Genomic DNA, 12,500 nt, shown 5'->3' on the forward strand with positions numbered 1-12,500 from the left:
TTCTTACCCTCTTATCCATTTCCAAAGCTCTTTTAATGTAGCTTTATTTCCGTACATCAAAATACCTACACGGTAGATTTTTCCGGCTAGGAAAATCATAAAAATAGTAGTTACCAGCAATAATGTAATAGACAATGCAATCTGCCATGCAGGAACTCCAAAAGGAATTCTGGCAATCATTGCAACTGGTGAAGTAAACGGGATGATGGATAGCCAGAAACCTAAAGGACCTTCCGGATTATTCATCAATGTGAAACTCCCATACATTCCTAATGTTAATGGTAAAATAGCAAATAAAGTAAATTGCTGTGTTTCTGTTTCGTTATCCACTGCTGAACCAATGGCTGCATAAATAGAACTATAGAAGATATATCCTAAAAGGAAAAATACGATGAATACAAAGATGATTAACGGAAAATTCAGCTCCAGTAGACTATGTGAAATCTGAGTAGCAAGCTGCCCCATATCCAGTTTGCTTGTAATCTCTTCATTACCTCCCGGAATATTTTTCTGAAGAGGAGAAAAGCCTGTATTGAGTACCAGTGCACCAATAACAGACATGGTAATCCAGATCAGAAACTGGGTCAGTGCAACCATGGTTACTCCCAGAATTTTACCCATCATCAGTTCAAAAGGTTTTACAGAAGAAATAATGATCTCTACAACACGATTATTTTTCTCTTCAAGAACACTTCTCATTACTCTTACCCCATAAATAATAATGAACATAAAAGTAACATACATCAGTACCATACTTAATCCGGATTTCACCCCAAAAGCAAGATCAGAATCCTCTTTATTATTATCTGTAACGTTGATGGTCTTTAAGGTAAAATTTTTATCAAGATTATTTAATTGTATTTCCTGAATACCCAGTTGCTTTATTTTTTCTTTTCGAACAACATTGCTGATATCAGATACAATTTGTTGTTTGGTATCAAATCCTATTTTACTGTTGATAATCAGTCTGGTTTCCTTTTCAAGTTCATCAAAATTCTGGTTTTTCAGCTGTGGAAGAATCAGGATGCCATCGAGAGATTCATTCCCTTTTAGATTGTTAATCTTGGACTTTTCATCCGCTGCAGAAACAAAAACATAGCTTAATTTATCATTTGATTGAAGCTGATTGTTAAACAAGCCGCTCTTATCAACCACTTCTATGATACTATGTGACTCATTCGCCTTAAACATTAATCCTACAATTGCTCCGAAAGCAATAATCATAACAGGGGCAAGCAGCGTCAATATGATGAAAGACTTTTTCTTAACCTGGGTAAGAAACTCTCTCTTGGTAATTAAAAAAATATTATTCATAAAATTAAGAATGGTTACTTACAGCATTAATAAACACTTCATTCATACTTGGTATTCTTTCGTCAAACGATCTCACTTTACCTACCTGTACAAGATCCAGAAGAACATTATTCTGGCTCTCTTCGTTTTTTAGGTCAAAAGAAACAAGATTATTTTCATTGGATAGGTTGAAGATCTCATATTTATTTCTGAAATTTTCAAAGTGATCATTGCTTACTTCAGAAAGCGTAATCCCAAAAATATTTTTCTTAAATTTTTCTCTTACATCAAAAACTCTTCCGTCAATAATCTTCTTTGAATTGTTGATCAATGCAACATAATCACACATTTCCTCTACACTTTCCATTCTGTGGGTAGAAAGAATGATGGTCGTTCCGTTATTTTTGAGGTCAATGATCTGATCTTTAATTAAGTTGGCATTCACCGGATCAAAACCTGAAAACGGCTCATCAAGAATTAAAAGATGAGGTCTGTGAAGAACGGTTACCACAAACTGTATTTTTTGTGCCATTCCCTTAGAAAGTTCAGAAAGTTTTTTCTTCCACCATTGATCGATGTTCAGTTTTTCAAACCACTTTTTGGCTTCATTCAACGCATCACTTTTCTTCATTCCCTTCAGTTCCCCAAAATAGAGAATCTGGTCACCCACAGTCATATTTTTGTACAGTCCTCTTTCTTCGGGCATATAGCCAATATCTTTAATATGACCTGGATTAAGTTTTTGGCCATTGATATGGATTTCTCCAGAATCTGCCTGAGTAATTTGGTTAATGATACGGATAAAAGAAGTTTTTCCGGCTCCGTTAGGACCTAAAAGGCCATAAATACTGCCTTTTGGAACATGGATGCTGAAATCATCCAGGGCGACCTTTTTTCCTGCATTATAGGTCTTTTTAATATGTTCAGCTTTTAGCATTAAGTTGTTCTTTTTACTATTAGTATGAAAAAGTCCCGAAAGTTACGGAAATATTAAAACAGAATTAATGTAAAAAGAAAAAATCCTGATGATTATCAGGATTTTAATTTATTGTTTCACGATTTGAGTAACTTTCTGTGTGTTGTCACTTAAAATATACCGGATCATATATTTTCCGGGCTTTAATTTTTCAATATTAATCTCTCCGGAATTCATATTTACGGTATAACTAGCAACCTGCATACCCAAAATAGAATAAAAAGTCACACTTTTGATTCTTAAAGAAGAATCTTTTGCCTTAATGATAAGGAAATCCTTTGCAGGATTTGGATAGGCAAGCAATACACCATCATCTGCTTTTTGAGTGATGGAACCCGGCTCTCTAAGCTGAGCTTTAAAATTGTTGGAAAATCCAACAAAAGTGCCTACAAATAGAAATAAAAGTAAAAGTTTTTTCATCAAATTTATAATTTCTCGAATATATATAACAAATGTAATACATTCTGCAATTTCGTACAATAGTTTTTTGCAGAACTTATATTAAATTTGTAGAAACTTATTCAAAAAGTATTCCAAAATGATACATTCAAGAAATAGAAGACTTAGAGTTAATGAATCTATCAGAAGTCTGGTAAGAGAAAATGTGCTTACAACTGATGATTTTGTAATGCCGATCTTCGTAATGGAGGGCGAAAACAAGCAGGAGGCAATCCCGTCTATGCCGGGAATTTTCAGGCGCAGTATAGATTTAACGGTGAAGGAATGTAAGGAATTATTTTCTTTGGGGGTAAAAGCTGTCAATTTGTATATGAAAGTGTCAGAACATCTGAAAGACAATACAGGAAAAGAAGCCTGGAACAAAGACGGATTGATGCAGAATACGATCAAAGCCATTAAAGATGCCGTTCCTGGAATGATTGTAATGCCGGATGTAGCCTTAGATCCTTATTCAATCTATGGACACGACGGGATCATTGAAAATGGAAAAGTTGTAAATGACGCTACCAATGATGCACTCGCAAGAATGTCAGTATCTCACGCAGAAGCAGGAGCCGATCTTGTGGCGCCAAGTGATATGATGGATGGCAGAGTAATGGTCATTCGTGAAGCTTTGGAAGAAAGCGGATTTACAGATGTAGGAATTGTAAGCTATGCTGCGAAATATGCAAGTTCTTTCTATGGCCCTTTCAGAAGTGCTTTAGACAGTGCTCCGAAAGATGATATGGAAATTCCGAAAGATAAAAAAACATATCAGATGGATTTCCACAACTCACGCGAAGCCTTGAATGAAGTATTTAAAGATATAGATGAAGGAGCAGATGTAATTATGATTAAACCGGGACTTCCTTACCTGGATATCGTTTCCAAAGTACGTGAAGCCATTGATCTTCCGATTGCAGTATACAATGTAAGTGGAGAATATGCCATGGTAAAAGCAGCTGCTCAAAACGGCTGGCTGGATAACGACAAAACGATCATTGAAAGTTTGACTTGTTTTAAAAGAGCAGGAGCAGATATGATCTTTACTTATTTTGCAAAAGAAGCAGCTATTCTTTTAAATAAATAATGATTAAATTCATTCAGATAAAAAAGAGACTACTCAATCGGTAGTCTCTTTTTATTTCTAACGAAGTAATAATAATTTTACAACCATACTTTTTTCCCATACACATACGTATCATCGAATTGTTTATCGCTCATAAAAAGATATAAAATACCTTCGATAAAAGGAATAACAGAGGCAGCACCAAAAGTAACGACATTCAGAACCAACTGAATAATTCCCTCCTTTGTATATCCAAGATAAAATTTATTTAAAGCCAGCCATCCCACAAGAATTCCCAATATAGCTGCAGGGATTTTCTTTTCTGAACGGTAGGGAACATTGCTTTGCTGGTTTTGTACATTTTCTGTTTTTGTATAACCGTAATTTTCCATTTCTTACTATTTATAATTGATTGATGTTTTACGATAAGTAGATTAAAGTAGTGAAAAGTTACAATGGGTTGTAAATGAACAAGTTTGCATTTAACGTAAACAAGTTGATATTAACCTATAAGTGAAGTTTATATTTTTGATATATTTGCCCTATGATTTTACGAGGAGAAAACTTAATCAAGGAATACGGTCCTAAAAAAGTTGTAAAAGGCGTTTCTGTACAGGTTCAACAGGGAGAAATTGTTGGTTTGCTGGGTCCGAATGGAGCAGGGAAAACCACATCGTTTTATATGATTGTAGGGTTGGTTAAGCCCACTTCAGGAAAAATTTTTCTGGATAAGCAGGAGATTACCACCGATGCTATGTACCGAAGAGCCCAGAAGGGAATCGGGTATCTTGCTCAGGAAGCCTCGGTTTTTAGAAAACTATCTGTAGAGGAAAATATCATGGGCGTATTACAACTGACGAAGCTTTCAAAACGTGAACAGCAGATCAAATGTGATGAACTGATTGAAGAGTTTTCTTTACAGCACGTTCGTAAAAACAGAGGAGACCTTCTTTCCGGGGGAGAAAGACGTAGAACCGAGATTGCACGCTGTCTTGCTACAAGCCCGAACTTCATTCTTCTGGATGAGCCTTTCGCAGGGGTAGACCCGATTGCCGTAGAAGATATTCAGAAAATCGTAAGAAGTCTTGTGGATAAAAATATCGGAATTCTGATTACCGACCACAACGTGCAGCAAACCCTGGCGATTACAAACAAAACCTATATTATGTTTGAAGGAAAGATCCTGAAAGAAGGACTTCCGGAAGATCTTGCCAATGATCCGCAGGTAAGAGAAGCCTATCTGGGTGAAAACTTCGTTTATCAGAGTATTTTAGATAAACCTAAAAAGAAGAAATATGCTTACAATATCTGGGCAGGTAACTTTGATTCCAAAGCACAGCTGCAGGGATTTGTCAATGAAAATTTCAGTCAGTTTGATGATCTTAGATTGTTACATGGCTTTGAAGAAGTCAGCTTTGCTACCTTAGCAAATTCTGAAATTGAACATATTTTTAATGATGTAGTGGATAAAAATGCCAACAACTCATTTGTTTTGCAGAAAAAGGAAATCAATTCCCAATATTCTCTGGAACAGGCAGAAGCAGAGTCTAAAGAAGCCAGCAGAAAAGAGCTGCACTACCTTACAACTTATGTATTTGAAGGATAAAATATAAGCATTCACTTGCTGAACATGATAATAAAACGTACCTTTTTCTTTTGAAAGCGGTACGTTTTTCATTTAAAATGATTTCTATGGCTAAACCTTTTAACAGAACCGTTACCTTATTCGGAATCTATAAACAACTTGTTCCATTCATCAGACCTTATCGTCCCATGATTTACGGAACACTGTTTCTTACTTTTCTGGGAGCTCTTGCAGCACAGGTGAACCCGATTGTTTTGAAATATACCGTAGATGAGGTGACTAAACTTACACATCTTCCACATCCGATGTCGGAGGGGATTCATATTCTCATTATTATTTCCATTATTTTACTGGGAAAAGAACTGTTAAACATCTTTATCAACTTCGGCCAGAAATTTTATGGCGAAAAAATCAGGATTAATGTGAGCTCCGTGCTGGCACAATCAGCCATTGATAAGATTTTAACCTACAGAGTCGCTTATTTTAATGATGAAAACCATGAATCCGGAAAATTACAGATCAGAATAGACCGCGGAATAGAAAGTCTTACCAGATTGGTTCAGAACTTTTTTATTGATATCCTTCCTCTTTTTTCCAATGCCATTATTGCCCTGATCATTATGTATATGCAGAATGTGTATGTGGGACTGGTTTCTACGATTATTGTTCCGATCTATTTCTACATCAGCTCCCTGCAGGCCAAAAAACTGGGCGGAGTGAGACGCCAGCTTAGGAATCAGAGAGAAAAAAAGACCTCCGGACTTTTGAACCTAATCAATTCTATTATGGTTATTAAAAGCTTTGTCCGTGAAAAATTTGAAGGGAAAAAACAATATGACCTTCAGATGGAGCTGATGGAAAGCCAGATGATCACAAGGAGAACCAATTTTATTTATGATGGTTTAAAAACGTTCATTGAACAATTTGGAGTTGTTTTGATTATCCTTTTAACCGTTTATCTGGTGCTTGACCAGCAAATGACCATTGGAGCAATTATGCTTCATATTATGCTTTTCAACAATGTTTCGGCACCGATCCGGCAGCTTCACAGGATTTATGATGATATGAACGATGCCATGATCTATGCTGAAGGGTATTTCGATATTTTAAATGCAGATCATGAAACAGAATCCAACGGAAGCTTTGTAGAAAAAGAAATCAAAGGAACTTTTGAATTGAAAAATGTTGATTTCACCTATCCCAATGGTACGAAAGCTTTACATAATGTTTCCATGAAAATTGAAAACGGAAAGACGACAGCTTTGGTAGGGTTGAGCGGTGCAGGAAAATCAACGGTGATCAATCTTTTGTGTAAATTCTATCTTCCTGATTCCGGGGAGATTCTTTTGGATGGAGTCAACCTTAATGAATATGAAAATACTTTCCTGAGAAGTGATCTGGGGCTTGTACTTCAGAAAAATCATATCTTTCAGGGAAGCATAGAAGATAATATCCGTTACGGCGATATGAATGCCGGTTTTGAAAAAATTCAGGAGGCTGCAAAAAAAGCTTATCTGCACGATCAGATCATGGATCTTCCTGAAAAATACCAGCATGATGCCACCCAGCTTTCAGGAGGACAGCAGCAGAGAATTGCCATTGCAAGACTGTTCCTTAAAAATCCACCGATTATTTTTCTGGATGAACCAACAGCTAGTCTGGATGCCATTGCTACAGAACAGATCAAAAATTCTCTGGATGCTATTAAAGAAGGAAGAACGGTGATCATTATTTCCCATTCTCTTTCACAGATTCTGGATTCCGATACCATTTATGTGATGAAAAAAGGCAGAGTGGTTGAAAATGGAACTCATGATGAATTGTACAATAAAGAAGGAACATACCGTGAGATTTTTGATGCCTCTGCCCGCAGTCTTAATCTCGATAAACTGGTGAATACTTTTAAAGAAAATTAAAGTCAAAAAGTCATCTCATTTATAAGTAATACCTCAAAAAAGAATTTTAGCTTTGTTCCATCATGAACGATCACTATCTTAAAAAACTCGATAGGGTAACAGCTATCCTTACCCAGTTGCAGTCGAAACCTGTTGTACGCGCTCAGGATCTGGCTGAAAAGTTTGATGTAAGTATCAGAACTATTTACCGTGATGTAAAAACCCTGGAAAATGCCGGTATTCCTATTGTGGGAGAAGCTGGAAACGGCTATTCTTTAATGGAAGGCTATAAGCTTCCTCCGATCATGTTTACCAAAGAAGAAGTGTTAAGTTTCATTACCGCTGAAAAGCTGATGCAGAAATTTTCCCATCAAAGTCTGGGGAATCATTATCAGGCTGCGATGGAAAAAGTACGTTCTGTACTGAAATATTCTGATAAAAATCTGATTAAGAATATTGAAAAGCAAATAGATGTTTTCAGTTTTCATACAGATTCCGGAGATTCACTGAAAAACGTAATTCCTATTATCCTGGAAAGTATTGCGGAGAAAACCCAGCTCAATATCAGATATAAGACGGTAGATGGAAGAGTGAATAACAGAACGATTGAAACAGTCGGGATGTTTTTTGAATTTAATATCTGGTACATCATGGCATACTGTACCCTGAGGAAAGATTTCAGACAGTTTCGTATCGACAGAATTCTGGAAATCTCAAAAACACAGAATCCTTTCCTGCAGGAATACGGACAGGTAAATGATTACCGTAAAAAGTCAAATGGAAATAAAGTTAAAGCCAAACTTCTGGTTGACAAAAAGATCATGAATCATTTGGTAAATTCTAAAAAATACTATGGATTGATAGAAGAAGTAGAAACCGAACGGGGGATGGAACTCACTTTTGAAACAGAATGGATCAGTGATGGATTTCCCCGCTGGTTGATCACTTTTGCAGATTATGCTACAGTTCTGGAGCCGGAAAGTCTTCGCATCCGTTTGAATGAACTGCTTGTAAAAATGGTTGAAAGACATCAATAATAAAACCCCAACAAGACTGTTGAGGTTTAAAGACTTAATTGAGGCAATAAATGAAATGGTTTAAGGAAAAGGCAGAATTGCAAAAAAGTCAATTTGTTGTGTCGCAAAAAAAGATATAAGTTTTGGTTACCCTTTCTGCAATTTTACCTTCTCAGTGCATTAAAATCTCTCCCAGAAGAAAGGGGGTTCAATTCCTAAAGCTCTCAGATAAACGTATCCTTGTCCACGGTGATGAACTTCATTATCTACAAAATAAAGAATGTTCTGATATACCGGAAATTCATATTGTCCGAATAAATTGAAAGTCTCCTGAAAACGTTCTTCAGAAATCTGATTGAAATAATGGTTGATCACTTCCGTTTCTTCATCCCATTTTTTCAAAATTTCTTCCTTGGTTTTCGGATTAAAAGCTTCTTCACTATAAGCTTCCATATTTCCTTCCACAATTCCTTTTAAAGCAGGCCCGCCAATGCTGATCAGTTCTACTGCCAGTTTTGCAAATGGTCTCATTCCGCCTACAGAAAATTCAAATAGCTCTTTTTCAGGAAAAGATTCAATCACTCTTCTTGTAAGATTTCTGTGTCCTTGCCAATCTTCTAATAGCTGTTCAGATGTCATGAATTGTTTCGTAGCTGTTGCTGTAGTTGTCATAATGTATTTGGTTTGTTTGTTGTTGATACAAAGGTAAGAGAGAGTTATGACAACAGTTTGTCAGTAGGATTTCGTATAATAAAAAAATATTTTTTTTTATTAAAATATTGATCCCTACTTTTGCGTTAGAAGAAAAGTATATTAATAAAAAACCGCCATTATTAGAATTATGAAGAAGTATATTTTGCCTGTTATTACTGCTTTTTTATTAGTATCATGCAATAAGATAGAGGAAAAAATAGATCAGACCGTTCAGAAAACAACTGAAACTGTACAGCAAAAAACACAACAGGTGGTGGAAGAAACCGTAAAGAAGACGGTCAATGAATCTATCAATTCTTTAACCAACTCTGAGGATGTTAAGTTTAATACTGTTTTCCCAAGTACTGGAGCATCTATTGTTTCTGAAGAAAAAGGAAAGAAAATCAAAATTCCCGGAAGGCCTGAAGGATATATTTTTAAATATAAAGCTGATATTGCAGTTTTACTTCCGTTTTTAGAAAGCCAGCCTACTTCTGATGAAAATAAATCTGATAAAACTGCCCGTAAGATCGATGGCCAGAATATCATTGATAAAATAAGTTTTATATCGAAATTTCTTCCTGACAATACTTTTGATACCCGTATTCTGGAAGATATTAAATCTGATAAAAACATTCAGTATTATAAACTGAAAAGATTTCCGAACAGTAGTACTATTATCTACAACCCAAAAAATCAGACCATCATACAATACGTAGAGGTAAATAAATAATTTGGATATGGCCGGTTTCTCCCGGCCATTTTTTATTCCTGGTCATTTCAGTCATTGCGGTCATAGGCAAAGCAATCTCAATCCGTCTGAAAACTACATGTCAGAACGAATTAAATCATGTTTATTTCTGATGTTGGCTAATTAATTTTTTTATGCAAATGTGACATTAATGATTTATTTTTTTTCATGTTATTAATAAATCAATTTACGTTTCGTGTATTAATTTATGATTTAATGAAATGGCATAATTTTCGCAAATATTAAATAAGATTGTTATTATATTTTTTATTTTTGTGTTCAATGTTGATTTTTTCACTAGTTTTATTGAATAATTAACAATTAACATGAAGGAAAATTTATTTAATAGAAAAATCTATGTCTTAGTATTAAGCGGAACTGGTGTTATGGGATATGCTCAGGACAGCATAAAACAAAATAAAATAGATGAAGTGGTGGTTACTACGGGTAGAACAAAGCCCAGAACCATCATTACCTCAGCAATTCCTATTGATAATATTTCCGCCGTACAATTAAAATCCACAGGTCAGGTTACTTTTGACAAAGCTTTAACCTATGCTGTTCCCTCTTTTAATTCATCACAACAAACTGTTTCTGATGCGACAGCTCACTTTGATCCGGCAGATTTAAGAGGATTAGGACCTTCCAGAACCTTGGTTTTGGTGAATGGTAAAAGAAAAAATCAAAGTGCTTTAATTTATGTAAACGATACGCCGGGAAAAGGTGAAGTAGGTACAGATCTGAAAAGTATTCCTTCAGCAGCCTTACAAAACGTAGAGGTCCTGAGGGATGGAGCGTCTGCACAATACGGATCTGATGCTATTGCAGGGGTCATTAATATTATTCTTAAGAACAGTGTAGGGAAAAGCACTGTCAATGTTTTTTCAGGTATTACTTCAAAGGGAGACGGTTTTAATATCGGAACAGATTTTAATACGGGAATCAAAGTAGCAAAAACAGGAAGTCTGAATCTTACATTCGGATTTTCCTCTCAAAATAAAACAAACCGCTCAGGTTCTGTTACAAAAGATGAACTTTTTGGCGTGGATAATGCCTGGACTCAGGCCAATCCCGGTTTAGGAATGATTATAGGGCAGCCGGAGACCAAAGTGGGCAATATGTTTGTGAATTTTGAATTGCCAACAGGTGAAACAGGCAAATTTTATGCTTTTGGGGGTACGACTTACAGAAATGGGACCAGTTTTGCTTTGTATAGAACACCTTATTGGGTAACTTCAGATTTTGGTTTATTAACTCCAAAAGGACAACCTTACAACGGATTTCAACCGGAATTTAAAACAGATGTTTATGATTATAATTTAACTTCCGGATGGAAAGGTATGTTTGGAAAATGGAGTTTTGATGGAAGTGCAACCTTTGGTTCTAATGCCGTAGATTATGCTGTAGCAAATACCATTAATACTTCTTTAGGAGCAAATTCACCAACTTATTTTAAAGCAGGTGGGCACCAGTTCAGTAACATTATAGGAAACGTAGATATCAGCCGGGATTTTGGTGCGCTTGTTTTAGGAGCCGGAGCTGAAGTACGTAATGAAAATTATCAGGCAAAAGCAGGAGAAGAAGCATCTTATATAGGAAGTGGTGCAGAATCTTTTCCAGGACTGCAGCCTCAAAATGAAGTCAATAAAAACCGTCAGAATATCGGAGCTTATTTGAATGCGGAATGGGATGTTACGAAAAACTTATTAGTTGGAGGAACGGTGAGGTATGAAAATTTCAGTGATTTCGGAAATAATGTTTCATGGAAAGGAAATGCAAGGTATAAATTACTAGATGATAAATTGGTTTTCCGTGGATCTGTTTCTACTGGATTCCGTGCTCCTTCATTACACCAGATTTATTATTCTAATGTTCAAACCAAAATTACAGGGAATACGGTTGCTAATCAGGGTACTTTTAATAACGACTCTCAAATTATAAGATCTGACCTTGGGGTACCTAAATTAAATGCTGAAAAAGCCTTTAACATTACAGGAGGATTGGCCGTAAAACCTTTTAAAAACCTTACTATTACAGCAGATTATTATAGAATAAAAATTAAAGACAGGGTACTTTTCTCTGGAGATATTGGATACAAAACCGGTGCTCCGGGAAGTCCGGACCTAACAAACCCTGTAGAAGTAATATTAAACAATAATAAAATAACCTCTCTGAAGTTTTTCACCAATGCTGTGAATACGGTAACTGAAGGGGTAGATTTTGTAGCTAATTATTATACTTCTGCTATTGGCAAAGGAAAACTGGGAATTATTGCTGCTTTCAATTATAACGAAACTAAAATAGTAGATAATATTGCCGTTCCACCGATTTTGGCTCAAAATGGTTACTCAGAAAACTTTTTTGATAGAAAAGAACAATCCAGAATCATTTCTGCAAGACCAAAAACAAAAACGATTCTGAGTCTTTCGTATGACATTACCAAGTTTAATTTTAACCTTAATAATACATATTTTGGTTCGGTTACATGGCAGCATGCCACGGATCCTGCCAAAGATCAGACATTCTCTGGTAAAGTAGTTACAGACATCGTTTTAACCTATAAAATCACGAATGATCTTAAAGTTTCCGGAGTGGTAAATAATTTATTTAATATTTACCCGGACGTCATAGACAGCAAAGGAGATGTAGTGACAGATCTTGGAGGAAGATTCAAATATCCGTGGGAGGTCAACCAGTTTGGATTTAACGGAACCACTTTTCAGCTTAATGTTAATTACACTTTTTAATGTATAAATAAATAATTAGTGCTTTAATATAGACAAA

General features: G+C 35.6%; 10 protein-coding genes and 1 pseudogene. 6 read left to right on the forward strand and 5 right to left on the reverse strand.

Annotated elements, in window-relative coordinates; translation table 11 throughout:
- Positions 1-3: 3 nt before the first annotated feature.
- The 3 genes from A1704_RS13090 to A1704_RS13100 form a co-directional block, all read right to left on the reverse strand.
- The gene (locus A1704_RS13090; protein ID WP_062674065.1) at positions 4-1,314 is read right to left on the reverse strand and encodes an ABC transporter permease; all 1,311 of its coding nucleotides are present in this window, start codon (positions 1,312-1,314) and stop codon (positions 4-6) included.
- Positions 1,315-1,318: 4 nt separating this feature from the next.
- Positions 1,319-2,230 carry an ABC transporter ATP-binding protein gene (locus A1704_RS13095; RefSeq protein WP_062674067.1) on the reverse strand — a complete coding sequence of 304 codons (912 nt, stop codon included), beginning with the start codon at positions 2,228-2,230 and terminating at the stop codon, positions 1,319-1,321.
- A 108-nt stretch (positions 2,231-2,338) separates the two neighbouring features.
- A complete protein-coding gene (locus tag A1704_RS13100; RefSeq protein ID WP_034699180.1) occupies positions 2,339-2,689 on the reverse strand; it encodes a T9SS type A sorting domain-containing protein in 351 nt (116 codons plus the stop codon).
- 118 nt (positions 2,690-2,807) lie between these two features.
- Between A1704_RS13100 and hemB the strand changes: the two genes are divergently transcribed.
- Positions 2,808-3,797, forward strand: coding sequence for a porphobilinogen synthase (hemB, locus tag A1704_RS13105; RefSeq protein WP_062674069.1), 990 nt, complete (start codon positions 2,808-2,810; stop codon positions 3,795-3,797).
- A gap of 77 nt (positions 3,798-3,874) precedes the next feature.
- Here the strand turns inward: hemB and A1704_RS13110 are convergent, their stop codons facing one another.
- Positions 3,875-4,168, reverse strand: a complete 294-nt coding sequence (locus A1704_RS13110; protein WP_062674071.1) for a TM2 domain-containing protein — start codon at positions 4,166-4,168, stop codon at positions 3,875-3,877.
- A gap of 152 nt (positions 4,169-4,320) precedes the next feature.
- On the opposite strand from A1704_RS13110, the pseudogene lptB reads away from it, so the two are divergent.
- The 3 genes and pseudogenes from lptB to A1704_RS13125 form a co-directional block, all read left to right on the forward strand.
- Positions 4,321-5,046 (forward strand): annotated as a pseudogene (lptB, locus tag A1704_RS13115) (LPS export ABC transporter ATP-binding protein); the annotation flags it as partial.
- A gap of 503 nt (positions 5,047-5,549) precedes the next feature.
- Entirely contained in the window at positions 5,550-7,277 is a 1,728-nt protein-coding gene (locus A1704_RS13120) for an ABC transporter ATP-binding protein (protein WP_062674780.1), read from the forward strand.
- A 62-nt stretch (positions 7,278-7,339) separates the two neighbouring features.
- Complete coding sequence (locus A1704_RS13125; protein ID WP_062674073.1) at positions 7,340-8,293, forward strand: helix-turn-helix transcriptional regulator; 954 nt, start codon at positions 7,340-7,342, stop codon at positions 8,291-8,293.
- Positions 8,294-8,452: 159 nt separating this feature from the next.
- Here the strand turns inward: A1704_RS13125 and A1704_RS13130 are convergent, their stop codons facing one another.
- Positions 8,453-8,944 carry a DinB family protein gene (locus tag A1704_RS13130; RefSeq protein ID WP_062674075.1) on the reverse strand — a complete coding sequence of 164 codons (492 nt, stop codon included), beginning with the start codon at positions 8,942-8,944 and terminating at the stop codon, positions 8,453-8,455.
- A gap of 169 nt (positions 8,945-9,113) precedes the next feature.
- On the opposite strand from A1704_RS13130, the gene A1704_RS13135 reads away from it, so the two are divergent.
- Positions 9,114-9,698 (forward strand): hypothetical protein, encoded by a 585-nt coding sequence (locus A1704_RS13135; protein ID WP_062674077.1) that lies wholly within the window; start codon positions 9,114-9,116, stop codon positions 9,696-9,698.
- Between the two features lie 344 nt (positions 9,699-10,042).
- On the forward strand, positions 10,043-12,463 hold the full coding sequence (locus A1704_RS13140; RefSeq protein WP_062674079.1) for a TonB-dependent receptor plug domain-containing protein: 2,421 nt from the start codon (positions 10,043-10,045) through the stop codon (positions 12,461-12,463).
- Positions 12,464-12,500 lie beyond the last annotated feature (37 nt).

Source organism: Chryseobacterium cucumeris, assembly GCF_001593385.1.
Classification (GTDB): Bacteria; Bacteroidota; Bacteroidia; order Flavobacteriales; family Weeksellaceae; genus Chryseobacterium; species Chryseobacterium cucumeris.

Bases quoted from the DNA above. Each gene is read 5' to 3' on its own strand.
- A1704_RS13095 (WP_062674067.1), bottom strand. From the start codon at position 2,230: ATGCTAAAAGCTGAACATATTAAAAAGACCTATAATGCAGGAAAAAAG.
- A1704_RS13125 (WP_062674073.1), top strand. From the start codon at position 7,340: ATGAACGATCACTATCTTAAAAAACTCGATAGGGTAACAGCTATCCTT.
- A1704_RS13135 (WP_062674077.1), top strand. From the start codon at position 9,114: ATGAAGAAGTATATTTTGCCTGTTATTACTGCTTTTTTATTAGTATCA.
- A1704_RS13090 (WP_062674065.1), bottom strand. From the start codon at position 1,314: ATGAATAATATTTTTTTAATTACCAAGAGAGAGTTTCTTACCCAGGTT.
- hemB (WP_062674069.1), top strand. From the start codon at position 2,808: ATGATACATTCAAGAAATAGAAGACTTAGAGTTAATGAATCTATCAGA.
- A1704_RS13100 (WP_034699180.1), bottom strand. From the start codon at position 2,689: ATGAAAAAACTTTTACTTTTATTTCTATTTGTAGGCACTTTTGTTGGA.
- A1704_RS13110 (WP_062674071.1), bottom strand. From the start codon at position 4,168: ATGGAAAATTACGGTTATACAAAAACAGAAAATGTACAAAACCAGCAA.
- A1704_RS13140 (WP_062674079.1), top strand. From the start codon at position 10,043: ATGAAGGAAAATTTATTTAATAGAAAAATCTATGTCTTAGTATTAAGC.
- A1704_RS13120 (WP_062674780.1), top strand. From the start codon at position 5,550: ATGATTTACGGAACACTGTTTCTTACTTTTCTGGGAGCTCTTGCAGCA.
- A1704_RS13130 (WP_062674075.1), bottom strand. From the start codon at position 8,944: ATGACAACTACAGCAACAGCTACGAAACAATTCATGACATCTGAACAG.